Source organism: Streptomyces sp. NPDC020958, from assembly GCF_055562175.1.
Window position 1 is genome coordinate 291,724 of sequence record NZ_JBVHFU010000001.1, and the last position, 15,041, is coordinate 306,764.

General features: G+C 72.7%; 12 protein-coding genes. 7 read left to right on the forward strand and 5 right to left on the reverse strand.

Features of this window, described 5'->3' with window-relative positions:
- Positions 1-99 precede the first annotated feature (99 nt).
- Genes ACZ3KP_RS01360 through ACZ3KP_RS01370 form a run of 3 tightly spaced genes read left to right on the forward strand, consistent with a single transcriptional unit; the run spans position 100 to position 2,647 of the window.
- A complete protein-coding gene (locus ACZ3KP_RS01360) occupies positions 100-1,539 on the forward strand; it encodes a S8/S53 family peptidase (RefSeq protein ID WP_467495395.1) in 1,440 nt (479 codons plus the stop codon).
- 35 nt (positions 1,540-1,574) lie between these two features.
- Entirely contained in the window at positions 1,575-2,174 is a 600-nt protein-coding gene (locus ACZ3KP_RS01365; protein WP_467495397.1) for an RNA polymerase sigma factor, read from the forward strand.
- On the forward strand, positions 2,171-2,647 hold the full coding sequence (locus ACZ3KP_RS01370) for a hypothetical protein (RefSeq protein WP_467495399.1): 477 nt from the start codon (positions 2,171-2,173) through the stop codon (positions 2,645-2,647). Before ACZ3KP_RS01365 ends, ACZ3KP_RS01370 begins: the two co-directional genes overlap by 4 nt.
- A 15-nt stretch (positions 2,648-2,662) precedes the next feature.
- On the opposite strand, the gene ACZ3KP_RS01375 is transcribed toward ACZ3KP_RS01370, so the two are convergent.
- From ACZ3KP_RS01375 to ACZ3KP_RS01385, 3 genes are all read right to left on the reverse strand, one after another.
- Complete coding sequence (locus ACZ3KP_RS01375) at positions 2,663-3,961, reverse strand: cytochrome P450 (protein WP_467495401.1); 1,299 nt, start codon at positions 3,959-3,961, stop codon at positions 2,663-2,665.
- 84 nt (positions 3,962-4,045) lie between these two features.
- Positions 4,046-4,837: an N-formylglutamate amidohydrolase gene (locus tag ACZ3KP_RS01380; protein ID WP_467495403.1), complete on the reverse strand. Its 792-nt coding sequence runs from the start codon at positions 4,835-4,837 to the stop codon at positions 4,046-4,048.
- A gap of 268 nt (positions 4,838-5,105) precedes the next feature.
- Positions 5,106-7,322 carry an NADP-dependent isocitrate dehydrogenase gene (locus ACZ3KP_RS01385; protein WP_467495405.1) on the reverse strand — a complete coding sequence of 739 codons (2,217 nt, stop codon included), beginning with the start codon at positions 7,320-7,322 and terminating at the stop codon, positions 5,106-5,108.
- Between the two features lie 216 nt (positions 7,323-7,538).
- Between ACZ3KP_RS01385 and ACZ3KP_RS01390 the strand changes: the two genes are divergently transcribed.
- Positions 7,539-9,122 carry a M1 family metallopeptidase gene (locus ACZ3KP_RS01390; RefSeq protein WP_467495407.1) on the forward strand — a complete coding sequence of 528 codons (1,584 nt, stop codon included), beginning with the start codon at positions 7,539-7,541 and terminating at the stop codon, positions 9,120-9,122.
- Between the two features lie 33 nt (positions 9,123-9,155).
- Here the strand turns inward: ACZ3KP_RS01390 and ACZ3KP_RS01395 are convergent, their stop codons facing one another.
- Entirely contained in the window at positions 9,156-10,247 is a 1,092-nt protein-coding gene (locus tag ACZ3KP_RS01395; protein WP_467495409.1) for a mechanosensitive ion channel family protein, read from the reverse strand.
- A gap of 111 nt (positions 10,248-10,358) precedes the next feature.
- Positions 10,359-11,342, reverse strand: a complete 984-nt coding sequence (locus ACZ3KP_RS01400; protein WP_467495411.1) for a lysylphosphatidylglycerol synthase transmembrane domain-containing protein — start codon at positions 11,340-11,342, stop codon at positions 10,359-10,361.
- A gap of 156 nt (positions 11,343-11,498) precedes the next feature.
- Between ACZ3KP_RS01400 and ACZ3KP_RS01405 the strand changes: the two genes are divergently transcribed.
- The 3 genes from ACZ3KP_RS01405 to ACZ3KP_RS01415 all read left to right on the forward strand — a co-directional run bounded on the left by ACZ3KP_RS01405 (position 11,499) and on the right by ACZ3KP_RS01415 (position 15,040).
- Positions 11,499-13,364, forward strand: coding sequence for an ABC transporter ATP-binding protein (locus ACZ3KP_RS01405; RefSeq protein ID WP_467496740.1), 1,866 nt, complete (start codon positions 11,499-11,501; stop codon positions 13,362-13,364).
- A gap of 141 nt (positions 13,365-13,505) precedes the next feature.
- Positions 13,506-14,036 (forward strand): (2Fe-2S)-binding protein, encoded by a 531-nt coding sequence (locus tag ACZ3KP_RS01410; RefSeq protein WP_467495413.1) that lies wholly within the window; start codon positions 13,506-13,508, stop codon positions 14,034-14,036.
- Positions 14,033-15,040, forward strand: a complete 1,008-nt coding sequence (locus ACZ3KP_RS01415) for an FAD binding domain-containing protein (RefSeq protein WP_467495415.1) — start codon at positions 14,033-14,035, stop codon at positions 15,038-15,040. The genes ACZ3KP_RS01410 and ACZ3KP_RS01415 overlap by 4 nt, the downstream gene beginning before the upstream one ends.
- Position 15,041 lies beyond the last annotated feature (1 nt).

Genomic DNA, 15,041 nt, shown 5'->3' on the forward strand with positions numbered 1-15,041 from the left:
AGTGGCCTGGGCAGACATGCCCCACAGGTTTGACGCTGTATCAATCGGCGGCAAGGCGACTCTGACTGGAGAACGCCGTTCCACGGGGGAGGACAAGTCATGGCACCTCAGCGATTCCAGGAGCAGTTCGATCACATCCAGCGCTCCATGCCGGACGTTCCACTGGCGATGGGGCCGGAGGACTCCGCCGAGTTCCTGTACGAGAAGGGGGTCGTGCTCGCCCGCGACGGGGCGGAGGCCCGGGTCGTCGAGGACACCGTGCGCGCCCACTTCACCGCGACCGCCGGACTGGTCGCCGACCACGTCGGCAGGACCGGTCCCGAGCGCAACCGCACCGGGGTCACCCGGATCCGGGTCGGTGACCCGCACCACGGCGACCACACGGCGGACCACGCGGTCGGCCACGCGCTGCGCGCCCTGCGGGAGGCGGAGGACCGCACCGGGCGCCGGATGGTCAGCCGCAACCACGTGGTCGCCACCACGAACGCCAACTCCTGCAACCCCTGCGAACCCCTGCCGGCCCTGCTCACCCGGACGCCCAACCCGGGGGCCGCACCAGGCGCTCACGACCCGGACACCGCGGTCCGCGTCCTGGTGATCGACACCGGCCTGGTGCACGACTACCGCTCCTACCCGCTGCTCGCCCACGCCCAGGGCGACCCGCAGATCGCCGAGACCGACGCCGGGGGAGTCCTCCAGCAGTACGTCGGCCACGGCACGTTCATCGCCGGCCTCATCGCCGCCCTCGCCCCCAACACGGACATCACCGTCACCAACACCATGAACGACGTGGGTGCCATCCTGGAGTCCGAGTTCGGCGGCAAGCTCTTCGAGGCGGTCGACCGGCACGGCTGGCCGGACATCATCAGCCTCTCCGCCGGCACCTCGAACGGCACCGCCGACGGACTGCTCGGCGTCGAGGCCTTCATGCGGGCCCTGCGCGACCAGCCCACCCTGCTCGTCGCCGCGGCCGGCAACAACGGCAGCGAGAACTCCTTCTGGCCCGCCGCCTGCGCGGATCTCACCGGCTACGAGGACACCGTCCTGTCGGTGGGCGCGCTGCGCAGCGACGGTGTGTCCGGCGCCTGCTTCACCAACCACGGCGACTGGGTCAAGGTCTACGCCCCCGGCGAGCTGCTCACCGGCCCACTGGCCGGTTTCGACGCGCCCGTGCCGTACGTCTACCAGCACACCACCTACGAGGCCTGCCGGTTCGGCTTCACCTACGCCTGCACCTGCCAGTACCCGCGCCACACCGGCGTGCTGACCGACACCGGGACGACCGGCCCCGGCAAACCCGACCAAGTGATGTTCGAAGGATTCGCACAGTGGAGTGGAACATCGTTCGCCACCCCCGTGGTCGCCGGCCTCGTCGCCGACTGGATGACCACCCACCAGGAGACCGACCCGCGCGCCGCGCGGGCCCGGCTGCTCGCGGCCGCCACGGAGCGTGCCGAGGTGCGCGGGGCGCAGGTCCCGGCGCTCCGCCCGGCCACCTGGCAGCCGGTTCCGGTCGTCCACCTGGCCGCCTCGGCCTGAGTTCCGGAACACTCCCCTCCACGGCGTACGATGACTTGCCGTACACGAGGGGTGGGACCGTGGACCGAGCAGAGGTCGGCGCGCTGGTCCAGGCCGCCGTCGACGGTGACGCGGCGGCCTGGAAGGCGCTCGTGGAAGGGCTGAGCCCGCTGGTGTGGTCCGTGGTGCGCGCGCACCGGCTCTCCGACGCCGACGGGCACGAGGTGTACCAGACGGTGTGGTTCCGGTTCGCCCAGCACCTGGGCCGCATCCGGGAACCCGACAAGGCCGGTGCGTGGCTGGCCAGTACGGCCCGCAACGAATGCCTGAAGGTGATCCGGGGGCTGACCCGGCTGATGCCCACCGACGACCCCCAGGTCCTGGACCGGATCAGCGAGGACCGCACGCCCGAGCAGTCGCTGATCGACGCCGAGGAACGGGCGGCCGAGGCCGAGCGGATCCGCCTGCTCTGGCAGGAGCTGGAGGAACTCGGCGACCGGTGCAGGCAGTTGTTGCGTGTCCTGATGGCCTCGCCGCCGCCCAGCTATGTCGAGGTGTCCGTGGCACTGGGCATCGCGGTCGGCAGCATCGGCCCGCTGCGCCAGCGCTGCCTGCGCCGGCTACGGGCCCGGCTCGACGCGAGGGGTGCGGCGTGAACGACCTGTTCCCGGACGAAGACGGCCACGACGACACCGGGTTCGACGCGGACGCGCTGGAGGAGGAGCTGCGCCAGGCGGCCGCCGTGCTCGACCCGCTCCCGGCCGGCCTGCTGCAAACGGCCATGGACGCCTACGCGTTGCACGAGCTGGACGCCCGGATCGCCGAGCTGACCTTCGACTCGCTCGTCGACGCCGTCCCGGTCAGAGGGGTCGAGGCCCCGCCCCGGATGCTGACCTTCCGGGCAGGCGGACTCACCGTGGACGTCGAGCTCACCGGCGAAGGACTGCTCGGCCAGGTGCTACCCCCGCAGGCCGCGCGCGTCGAGGTGCTCGGCGGCCCGGCGGCCGTGCACCCGCTCACGGCCGACGGCATGGGGCGGTTCGCCGTCGACACCCCGCCCGCCGGACCGTTCGCGCTGCGGCTGCGGGCCGGCGGGGAAGTGATCGTCACGGAGTGGCTGCGGGCCTGAGGGGTCCGGGCCAGGTCACCAGGTGACGGGCAGGGTCCGCGGCCCGCGGATCATCGTCCTGCGACGCCACCGCACGTCCTCGGCCGGCACCGCGAGCCGCAGCCCCGGCAACCGGTCGAGCAGGGTGTCGACCAGCAGTTCGGTCTGGAGCCGGGCGAGGACCGCGCCCGTGCAGTGGTGCGGGCCGTGGCCGAAGGCGAGATGCGGGTTGGGCTCGCGGTCCGGGACGATGCGGTCCGGGTCCGGAAAGACGGCCGGGTCGCGGTTGGCGGCGAGGTAGGAGACGTACACCGGATCGCCGGCCGAGATCCGGGTGCCGTCGGCCAGCTCGACGTCCTCCAGGGCGATCCGGGCCAGCCCGACGGTGCTGCGGTGCGGGATCCAGCGCAGCAGTTCGTCCAGGACCGGCCCGCGCTCCGCCGGCCGCTCCCGCAGCCGTGCCATCAGCTCCGGCCGGGTGAGCACCAGGAACAGCATCTGGCCGCAGTTGTGGGTCACCGCCTCGCCGCCGATCTGCAGCGGGCCGGCCAGTCCCACGGCCTCCTCCGCCTCGATCTCGCCCCGCGCCACGGCGGCCCCGAGCAGCGCGTACACGTCGTCGCCGGTGCTGCCCGAACGCGCCCGCACCGTCTCGCCGATCCACCCGTACAGCCCCTGCTTGGCCGCGTCCGCGGCCTCGGCGCCGCCCGAGGTGGAGATGATCTGCCGGGTCCAGGCGTGCACCCGCTCCCGGTCCGCCTCCGGTACCCCCATCACCTCGCTGACCACGGTGATCGGGAACGGCTCCAGGACCCGCGCGGCCAGATCGGCGGGCGGCCCGTCCCGCACCACCCCGTCGACCAGCCCGTCGAGGAGCTGCTGGGCCCGGGGCCGCAGCCGCTTCATCGCGGCGACCGTGAAGGCGCCGGCGACCGGCTTGCGCAGCCGGTTGTGGTCGGGCTGGTCGGCCCAGGCCAGCGAGCCGGGACGCGGCGCGAAGTGCGGGGCGAGCCGGGTCACCTGCCGCCGGGTGACCTCCGCGCGGCTGAACCTCGGGTCGTTGGTGACGGTCCTGACGTCCTCGTACCGGGTGGCGAGCCACGCCCAGCCCGCGCCGAACGGCAGCCGGATCCGCGTGACGGGACCCTCCGCCATCAGGGCGGCGAGGACCGGGTCGAACTCCGTCCCCGCCAGCTCCAGCGCGGGCCACTCCCGCACCGGCGGCGCGGCCTCCCGGACGGCCGCGGCCGCCTCGGGACAGGCGGCCGGGGCCGGTCGCGCCGCGGTGCGGGCGGTCGGCTCCGTGGGCGTGGGCGCGCTCGTCTCCGTGGTCATGCCTCCACGGTCGTACGGCCTCCACCCGGTGTCCTGCGGGAGTGCTCCAGCCGGACGGTTCCATGCGACCGGGCCGCCGCGGGCTCAGGAGCCGAGGGAGTCCACCAGCGCGGCGAGCGCGGTGGCGAGCCGCCCCAGACCCGCACCGGCCGGGCCGCCCGGCTCGGTCATGTACAGGTCCCGGCGGATCTCCACCATCAGCGCGCCGACCCGCGCATCCGTCCCGTAGTACTCCAGCGGTACGTAGGTCCCGCCGAACGGACTGTCCAGCCCCGTCTCCCCGCAGCCCGCGAACGCCCTGCGCGCGGCCCGCGTCAGCTCCCCGGGCGTGTGGAAGCGATCCGTCCCCAGGCACACCGGTGGCCGCGGTCCCGCCCCGTGCAGTTCGTAGGGGAGCGCCCGGCTCGGGTAGGAGTGCACGTCGATCACCACCGCCCGCCCGGTCGCGGCGAGCCGCCCGGCCACCGCTCGCGTCATCGCCTCGGCGTACGGCCGGAAGTACCGCGCGACCAACGGCTCGGGGTCGAATCCGTCGGCCCGCAGCACCTCCCGGTGCGTGGTCCGCGTGTACACCGCCCCCATCCCGACGGCGAGCATCTCCTCCCGTTCGTCGGGGAACCGCTCCGGGTCCACGACGAGACGCGACAGCCGGTTGACGAACCGCCAGGGGGTGACCCCCGCCAGCGCGGCCGCCGCCTCCGCCAGCTCGGCCGTGTGCGCGTCCGTGATGTGGTCCAACTCCCGCTCCAGCGCGGCGTCGTCGAGTTCGATCCCGGCCCTGACCGCGGCCGGAACCGTCCGCGCCGAGTGCGGCACGTGCAGGAGCACGGGCGACTCGTCGGCGCCGGGCAGGAGTTCGTACGACGGCTGGGACACGGGCGGCTCCGGGCATTCGGTAACGGACGGCGAGGAGGATCAAGGTGCCACACCGACGGCGGTGGCGTATCGGCGGGTCGCGTGGCAGAGGAGCCGCGGTTCGGTCGGCCGCTGCCTCGGCGGGCGACCCGGTGGGGGCACCTCCGGCCGCAGGCGGGGGGCGTCGGCGACCGGTGACAGCGCCGCAGGGGAGCCCGGACAGGGCTCCGCCCCGGCAGGCGGGGCCTGCCGGGGCGGAGACTTCGGGTTCGCGGGAGGCGGCTTCGGCTCAGAGGGCCGCGAGCGCCGCGTTCCAGGTCGCCGACGGGCGCATGACCGCGTCCGCCTTGGCCTTCTCCGGCTGGTAGTAGCCGCCGATGTCGGCGGACGAGCCCTGGACGGCGTTCAGCTCGTCGACGATCTTCTGCTCGTTGGCGGTGAGCGTCTCGGCGAGCGGCGCGAACGCCTTGGCGAGCTCCGCGTCCTCGGTCTGCTTCGCCAGCTCCTGCGCCCAGTACAGGGACAGGTAGAAGTGGCTGCCGCGGTTGTCGATGCCGCCGACGCGACGGGTCGGGGACTTGTCCTCGTTGAGGAAGGTCGCCGTGGCCCGGTCGAGGGTGTCGGCCAGCACCTTGGCGCGGGCGTTGCCGGTGAACTCGGCGTACTGCTCGAAGGACGGCACCAGGGCGAAGAACTCGCCGAGCGAGTCCCAGCGCAGGTAGTTCTCCTTGACCAGCTGCTGGACGTGCTTGGGAGCGGAGCCGCCGGCACCGGTCTCGAACAGGCCGCCGCCCGCCATCAGCGGGACGACCGAGAGCATCTTGGCGCTGGTGCCCAGCTCCAGGATCGGGAAGAGGTCGGTCAGGTAGTCACGGAGCACGTTGCCGGTGACGGAGATGGTGTTCTCGCCGCGGCGGATGCGCTCCACGGACAGCTTGGTGGCCTCCACCGGGGACAGGACGCGGATGTCCAGGCCCTCGGTGTCGTGCTCCGCCAGGTACTGCTCGACCTTGGCGATCAGGTTCGCGTCGTGGGCGCGGCCCTCGTCCAGCCAGAAGACGGCCGGGTCGCCGGTGGCGCGGGCGCGGGTGACGGCCAGCTTCACCCAGTCCTTGATCGGCGCGTCCTTGGTCTGGCAGGCGCGGAAGATGTCACCCGCGGCGACCGGCTGCTCGATCAGCGCGTTGCCGGCGGCGTCGACCACGCGGACCGTACCGGCGGCGGCGATCTCGAAGGTCTTGTCGTGGGAGCCGTACTCCTCGGCCTTCTGCGCCATCAGGCCCACGTTCGGGACCGAGCCCATGGTGGACGGGTCGAAGGCGCCGTTGGCCCGGCAGTCCTCGATCACGGCCTGGTAGACACCGGCGTAGGAGGAGTCCGGGATGACCGCGAGGGTGTCGGCCTCCTGGCCGTCCGGGCCCCACATGTGGCCGGAGGTCCGGATCATGGCCGGCATCGAGGCGTCGATGATGACGTCCGAGGGGACGTGCAGGTTGGTGATGCCCTTGTCGGAGTCGACCATCGCGAGGGCCGGGCCCTCGGCGATCTCGGCGTCGAAGGAGGCCTTGATCTCGGCGCCCTCCGGCAGGTTCTCCAGGCCCTTGTAGATGCCGCCCAGGCCGTCGTTCGGGGACAGCCCGGCCGCCTTCAGGGTCTGGCCGTACTTCGCGAACGTCTTCGGGAAGAAGGCGCGCACCACGTGACCGAAGATGATCGGGTCGGAGACCTTCATCATCGTGGCCTTCAGGTGCACGGAGAACAGCACGCCCTCCTGCTTGGCGCGGGCGATCTGCGCGGCCAGGAAGTCGTTGAGCTGCGCGACGTGCAGCACGGACGCGTCGACGACCTCGCCCTCCAGGACCGGTACGGAGTCCTTCAGGACGGTGGTGGTGCCGTCCTCGGCGACCAGTTCGATCCTCAGCTCGCCGGCCTCGGAGATCACCACGGACTTCTCGGTGGAGCGGAAGTCGTTCTCGCCCATGGTGGCCACGTCGGTCTTGGACCCGGGGCTCCAGGCGCCCATGCGGTGCGGGTGGGTCTTGGCGTAGTTCTTGACCGAGGCGGGGGCACGGCGGTCCGAGTTGCCCTCACGCAGGACCGGGTTCACGGCGGAACCCTTGACCTTGTCGTAGCGGGCGCGGATCTCGCGCTCCTCGTCGGTCTTCGGGTCGTCCGGGTAGTCCGGCAGCGCGTAGCCCTTGCCCTGGAGCTCGGCGACCGCGGCCTTCAGCTGCGGGATCGACGCCGAGATGTTCGGCAGCTTGACGATGTTGGCCTCGGGCGTCTTCGCCAGGTCGCCCAGCTCGGCCAGCGCGTCCGGGATGCGCTGGTCCTCGTTCAGGTACTCCGGGAAGTGCGCGATGATGCGCCCGGCCAGCGAGATGTCGCGGGTGTCCACGGCGACACCGGCCTGCGAGGCGTACGCCTGGACCACCGGCAGGAACGAATGCGTCGCCAGGGCCGGGGCCTCGTCTGTGTAGGTGTAGATGATGGTCGAGTCAGTCACCGGGTGCTCCGCTCCACGTCTGCAACATTGCTCGACATCAAGATATCTCGTGACCGACCCGCGTTCGACAGGGGTCCGCGACTCGGAAGATCTGTCTGTCATACCGCAGGCAACCGAATCGGTCACACGGGTGGTCAACAAGACGAGCCACCACCACCGGCCGGCGGACGGACCGACCACCCGTCCGCCCGAGCGAAACCCGAGTGAAAACCGACCATGAGATATCGCACCAGAGTGACGGCCCCGGCGGCCGCCCTGCTCGGCACGGCGACCGTCCTGGCCACGGGGGCCCCGGCCCTCGCGCGTCCCTTCTCCGCGGGGGAGAAGAGGGGCGCCGCGAGGGCCGGGGACGAGACGCCGGCACCGGGCCCCGAGACCCTCGGCGACCCCGTCTACCCGGCCCTCGGCAACGACGGCTACCGCGTCCGCGCCTACGACCTCGACCTCGCCTACGACGCCACGACCCGCCTCGTCACCGGCACCGTGACCCTGCGCGTCCGCACCACCGAGAACCTGTCCCGCCTCTCCCTGGACGCCCTCGGCCTGGACATGTCCGCCGTGCGCGTCGACGACCGGGCCGCCGCCTTCGAGCAGGCGGACGAGAAGCTGCGGATCACCCCGGTCCGGCCGCTGCGCGCGTGCGACGACGTCACGGTGTGCGTGACCTACTCGGCCGACCCGCGCCGCACCCTCCCGCACACCGCCTGGGTGCCCACCCCCGACGGCTTCGCGGTCTGCCCGCAGCCGGACTCCGCGCACACCGTCTTCCCGTGCAACGACCACCCGTCGGACAAGGCGGACTTCACCTTCCGCATCACCGTCCCCAGCGGCGTGCGCGGGGTCGCGAACGGCCTGCTCACCTGCGTCGAGGACCTCCCCGGCGACCGGACGGCCTACTCGTACCGCTCCCGCTCGCCGATGGCCACCGAACTCGTCCAGATCACCGTCGGCGACTACGTGGTCAGGGACCGGCAGGGCCCGCACGGACTGCCGCTGCGGGACGTCGTCCCCACCGCCCGGGCCGCCGCCCTGGAGCCGGCGCTCGCCCTCACGCCGGGCCACGTGGCCTGGCTGGAGGACCGGCTCGGCATCGCCTTCCCGTTCGAGACCTACGGCCTGCTGCCCTGCAACTCCGACGACCCGGCCGCCTTCGACTTCACCGGCCTGGAGACCCAGACCCTCACCCTCTACAAGCCGAACTTCCTGCTCCAGCAGGAGCCGAAGATCGGCTCGCACATGATGCACGAGCTGGTCCACTCCTACTTCGGCAACCTGGTCTCGCCCGCCACCTGGGCCGACCTGTGGCTGAACGAGGGCCACGCCGACTTCTACGGGCTGCTCTACCGCTACGAGCGCGGCTGGCCGGACTCCCTGGGCCTCACCACCATGGAGGCCCGGATGAAGGACACCTACGCCCGCGGCGACCAGTGGCGCCACGACTCGGGGCCGGTGGCCGCCCCGAACGCGGTCGACCTCTTCGACAGCCAGCGCTACCTCGGCGGCGTCCTGACCCTGTACGCCTTCCGCGAGCTGGTCGGCGAGGACGTCTTCCACGCCGTCGAGCGCACCTTCCTGGAACGCTTCCGCCGCCGCTCGGCCTCGACGGCGGACTACATCGCCGTGGCCTCGGAGGTCTCCGGCCAGGACCAGTCCGGTTTCCTGCGCGACTGGCTCTACGGCACGACGACCCCGCGGATGCCGGGCCACCCGGACTGGACGGTCACGCCCGTGACCCCCGCCCCGGCCACCCCGCACAGCCTGCGCGGCGGCCACCACCACGACAACTCGGCGACGCTGTAGGCGACTCGGGAGAGGGGAGCGACCCGGCAGGGGTCAGTCGGTGCCCGGCAGGCCGGACGGCATCCCGTCCGTGACGCGCTGCTGCGGGATCACCACGGCCCCCTGCTGGAGCGCCACCGTGCGGGCCGGGGCCGGGATGCGGATGCCCTCCTCGCGGTAGCGGCGGTGCAGGCGCTTGATGAACTCGTGCTTGATCCGGAACTGGTCGCTGAACTCGCCGACCCCGAGGATCACCGTGAAACCGATCCGCGAGTCGCCGAACGTGTGGAAGCGGATGGCCGGTTCGTGCTCCGGGACCGCTCCGGTGATCTCGGTCATCGTCTCCGCGATGACCTCGTGCGTGATCCGCTCCACGTGGTCCAGGTCGCTGTCGTAGGCCACGCCCACCTGCACCAGGATCGTCAACCGCTGCTCGGGGCGCGTGTAGTTGGTCATGTTGGTCTTCGCCAGCTGGCCGTTGGGGATGACCACCAGGTTGTTGGAGAGCTGACGGACGGTCGTCTGACGCCAGTTGATGTCCACGACGTACCCCTCCTCACCGCTGCTCAGCTGGATGTAGTCACCCGGCTGGACGGTCTTGGAGGCGAGGATGTGGATGCCCGCGAAGAGGTTGGCGAGGGTGTCCTGGAGCGCCAGCGCGACCGCGAGACCGCCCACGCCCAGGGCGGTGAGCAACGGCGCTATGGAGATGCCCAGCGTCTGCAGCATCACCAGGAAACCGATCGCGAGGACCAGCACCCGGGTGATGTTCACGAAGATCGTGGCCGAACCCGCGACCCCGGAGCGGGACTGGGTGACCGACTGCACGAGCCCGGCGATCACCCGTGCCGCCGACACCGTCACCGCGAAGATCAGCAGTACCTGAAGGCACTGGTTGGTGTGGTGCTGGACCGTCTTCGTCAGCGGCAGCACCGCCGCCGCGGCCGCCGCGCCGCCCGCGAGCGCCGCCCACGGGACCACCGTGCGCAGCGCGTCCACGACGACGTCGTCACCGCTCCAGCGGGTCCGCTTGGCGTGCTTGGCCAGCCAGCGCAGCAGCCCGCGCGACAGAAACGCCAGCAACAGACCCGCGGCCAGTGCGATCGAGGCCAGGACCAGGTCGTCGACGGTGAGCGCTCGGTTCACCGGTTACCTCCGTTCGGTAGTGCAACCGCTCATCCTGCCGCATCCGCACAGAGGTTCGCACCGACACCGGCTCAGACCGGCCTCGGCGTGGGGCAGTCGGAAAGCCGCCGGTCAGATGACCTTCAGTCGCACCAACGCCCCCAGGGTCAGCGCTCCCGGCAGCAACGGCACCCACACGGTGATGATCCGGTACGCCAGCACCACCGCCGTGACCACCGCCACCGGGCCGCCCGCCGCCACCAGCGCCACGATCAGCGCCGCCTCCACCGAACCCAGGCCGCCCGGCGTGGGGATCAGCGCGACCGCGACCGTGGCCGCCAGGTAGGCCAGCGCCATGTGGGCGGGCGGCACCCGAAGACCCAGCGCCTGCCCCACCGCCACCAGGCCCACCGCCTGGAGCGCGGGGAAGGCGAGCGAGCCGCCCCACAGCGCCAGCGCCCGCGACGGACGTGTGTGCACCGACCGGGCCTCGCCCAGCGCGGTGCGCACGAACCGGAACACCGGCTCGCGCACCCGTCGGGCGCCGAACAGCACGCCCAGGGCCACGGCGGACAGCGCGCAGACGGCGGCCAGCACCGGGCCGACGTCCCCGGCGGGAAGCAGGCCGTCCAGCCGCAGCGCGTCGGGGAAGGCGAAGAAGAGGGCGGCCATCAGACCCACCCGGGCCACCGACTCGGCGAGCAGATACAGGGCGAGCGCGGCCGAGGAGGTGGCGAGCGGCACCCCGCACACGGTCATGAACCGCAGGTTGACCGCACCCGAGCCAAGGCCCGTCGGCAGCAGGTGGTTGGCCGAACCGGCCGCGAGCTGGGTCGCCAGCAGCCGCCAGCGCGGCAGCGGCTGGATCACCGCGCCCTGCCGGGTGAAGGCCGCGGCCACCCAGGTCAGACAGGTGGCGCCGGCGGCCGCCAGCAGCCACGGCCAGGAGGCGGACCGCAGCTGACCGAAACCCTCGACGAGGACCGGCCAGTGCTGCACCGCGACGACCGCGACGAGCACGAGCGGTACCAGGGTGAGGACGTGCCGCACCGGGACGCGGCGGACGAGCCGGGGCAGACGGCTCTCACGGAAGCCGGGGATTCTTTCCGCTGTCACACCCCGAGAGGTTCTCCGCGCCGCCCCAACGCCGGGTGGCGGAAGAGGAGACGGCGGATGACGGCCGGGATGCGGCTGGGGTTGCTCCGTACGGGGGGCCTGCGAGCGCCCCTTGACCTCAACGAACCTTGAGGTTCTACGTTCTCCTCCATGAGTATGGAGACCACCGCCTGGATGCAGCTGCACAGCGTGATGACCGCCCAGCAGGAGCGGCGCCCGTTCGACCGGGCCACGCTGCGCCGCATCGCCGCCTTCGCCCGCCCGCACCGCGCGGGCATAGTCCGCTTCGTCCTGCTCGGGGTGGTGACCGCCCTGCTCGCCGTGGCGACCCCCGTGCTCGCCGGTCATGTCGTCGACGCGATCGTGTCGGGGCGCGACGCCGGCACGGTCGTACGGCTGTCGCTGCTGATCGCGCTGGCCGCGGTCGCGGAGGCGGCGCTCGGAGTGCTCGGGCGGCGGCTCTCGGCGACGCTCGGCGAGGGACTCATCCTCGACCTGCGCACGGCTGTGTTCGATCATGTGCAGCGCATGCCCGTCGCGTTCTTCACCCGCACGCGGACGGGAGCGCTGGTCAGTCGACTCAACAACGACGTGATCGGCGCCCAGCGCGCCTTCGCGGGCACCCTCTCCGGAGTGGTCAGCAACCTGGTCACCCTGGTGCTCACGCTCGTGGTCATGCTCACCCTGTCCTGGCAGATCACCCTGCTCGCGCTGGTGCTGCTGCCGCTGTTCGTGGTGCCCGCCCGCCGGATGGGCGGCCGGATGGCCCGCATGCAGCGCGAGGCCGCCGCCCTCAACGCCGACATGGGCACCCGGATGACCGAGCGGTTCTCCGCCCCGGGCGCCACCCTGATCAAGCTCTTCGGCCGGCCCGAGGAGGAGTCCGCCGAGTTCACGGCGCGCGCCGCCCGGGTCCGGGACATCGGGGTGCGCACCGCCACCGCCCAGTCGGTGTTCATGACCGCGCTGACCCTGGTCTCCTCGCTGGCCCTCGCCCTGGTCTACGGCCTCGGCGGCTGGTTCGCGCTGCGCGGCACCCTGCAGGCGGGCGCCGTCGTCTCCCTCGCCCTGCTGCTGACCCGCCTGTACGCCCCGCTCACCGCGCTCGCCGGCGCCCGCGTCGAGGTGATGAGCGCGCTGGTCAGCTTCGAGCGGGTCTTCGAAGTGCTCGACCTGAAGCCCCTGATCGAGGAGAAACCGGACGCCCGTGAGGTCCCCGAGGGCCCGGTCGCCGTCGAGTTCGACGACGTCCGGTTCGCCTACCCGGCCGCCGACCGGGTCTCCCTCGCGTCACTCGAGGAGGTCGCGGTCCTCGACGCGCGCGGCGGCGCCGACGTCCTGCACGGCGTCTCCTTCCGCGCCGAACCCGGCCAGACCGTCGCCCTCGTGGGTTCCTCCGGCGCCGGAAAGTCCACCATCGCCCAGCTGCTGCCCCGCCTGTACGACGTCGACGCGGGCGCCGTCCGGGTCGGTGGCGTGGACGTCCGCGACCTGACCGCGGGCTCGCTGCGCGCCACCCTCGGCATGGTCACCCAGGACGGCCACCTCTTCCACGACACGGTCCGCGCCAACCTGCTGCTCGCCCGGCCCGCGGCCACCGACGACGAACTGTGGGAGGCCCTCAGCCGCGCCCGCCTGGACGAGGTCGTACGATCCCTGCCCGACGGCCTGGACACGGTGGTCGGCGAGCGCGGTTACCGGCTCTCCGGCGGGGAGCGTCAGCGCATGACCATCGCCCGGCTGCTGCTGGCCCGCCAGCGCGTCGTCATCCTCGACGAAGCCACCGCCCACCTCGACAACACCTCGGAGGCGGCCGTCCAGGAGGCGCTCACCGAGGCCCTGGAAGGGCGTACGGCCGTGGTCATCGCGCACCGGCTGTCGACGGTGCGGTCCGCCGACCAGATCCTGGTGGTGGAGGCCGGGCGGATCGTGGAGCGGGGGACGCACGAGTCGTTGCTGGCGGCGGAGGGACGGTACGCGGAGCTGTACCGGACGCAGTTCGCGCAGGCGCCGACGGTCTGAGCCGCACGACACGGGGTGCTCCGCACGACCTCACGACGCCGGAGGGCCGTCCGACTCTTCGGGTGGTGGTACGTGTGGGGCGGCGTGACCTGGATACCTGGACCAGGCGGCGGCACACCCCGTCGGGAAGACAGGCACGCCATGGACAGCGACATCCAGCGCTCCGAGACCACCCTGCGGGTCAACGGCAAACCCCACACCCTGCTCCTCGACCACCGGCGCGTCCTGCTGGACGTGCTCCGCGAGGACCTGGACCTCACCGGCGCCAAGAAGGGCTGCGACCACGGCCAGTGCGGCGCCTGCACCGTGCTGGCCGACGGACGCCGGGTGAACAGCTGCCTGCTGCTCGCCGTGTCCCTCGACGGCAGCGAGATCACCACCGTCGAAGGCCTGTCCGCCGACGGCGAGGCCCCGCACCCGCTGCAACGGGCCTTCCTCGACCGCGACGCCTTCCAGTGCGGCTACTGCACCCCCGGCCAGCTCTGCTCCGCCCTGGGCGTGCTCGCCGAGGCCGCCGCCGGGCACCCCTCGCACGTCACCGACCCGGCGGCGCCGGCCGGCCGGCCGGTACCCCTGGACCGGACCGAGATCCGCGAGCGGCTCAGCGGCAACCTGTGCCGGTGCGGCGCCTACCCCCGGATCGTCGACGCGGTGCGGGACGTGATCCCGTGAGGTCCTTCGACTACGTCCGCGCCCGCACCCCCGAGGAGGCCGTCGAGGCCTTCACCGACCGCCCCGGCGCCCACTACCTGGCCGGCGGCACCAACCTCGTCGACCTGATGAAACTCGGCGTCGAACGGCCCGCCGCCCTGATCGACGTCAGCCGCCTCCCCCTGGACGGGGTGACGGAACTGCCCGACGGGACACTCCGGGTCGGCGCCACCGTCCGCAACAGCGACCTCGCCGCCCACCCCCTGGTCCGCGACCGTTACCCGGTGCTGTCCCAGGCACTGCTCGCCGGCGCCTCGGGCCAGCTGCGCAACGTCGCCACGACCGGCGGCAACCTCCTCCAGCGCACCCGCTGCTCCTACTTCCAGGACCTCGGCAAGCCCTGCAACAAACGCGAACCGGGCAGCGGCTGCGGCGCCCTGGAAGGCGTCCACCGCGACCACGCCGTCCTCGGCACCTCCCGGCACTGCATCGCCACCCACCCCTCCGACATGGCCGTCGCCCTCGCCGCCCTGGGCGCCCGCGTCGAGCTGTACGGCCCCGAAGGCGCCCGCACCGTCGAGGCGACCGACTTCCACCGGCTGCCCGAGGAACACCCCGAGCGCGACACCGAGATCCGTCCCGGCGAGCTGATCACCGGGGTGCTGCTGCCCGCCGCCGCGGCCGGCGTGCCCTCGGCCTACCGCAAGGCCCGCGACCGGGCGTCGTACGCCTTCGCGCTCGCCTCCGTCGCCGTCGTGCTCCGGGTCACCGACGGGCAGGTCGAACAGGTGGGCCTGGCCTTCGGCGGGCTCGCCCACCGCCCCTGGCGGGCCCGGGTCGCGGAGGCGGCCCTGCTGGGCGAGGCGGCCACCCCGGCGGTGTTCGCGAGCGCCGTCGACCTGGAACTCGCCGCCGCCCGCCCGCTGCCGGACAACGCCTACAAACTGCCCCTCGCCCGCAACCTCGCCCTCGACGTGCTGGCCCGGCTCACCCCGGCGCCCGCCCCGCTCCCACCCCGGAGGTAGC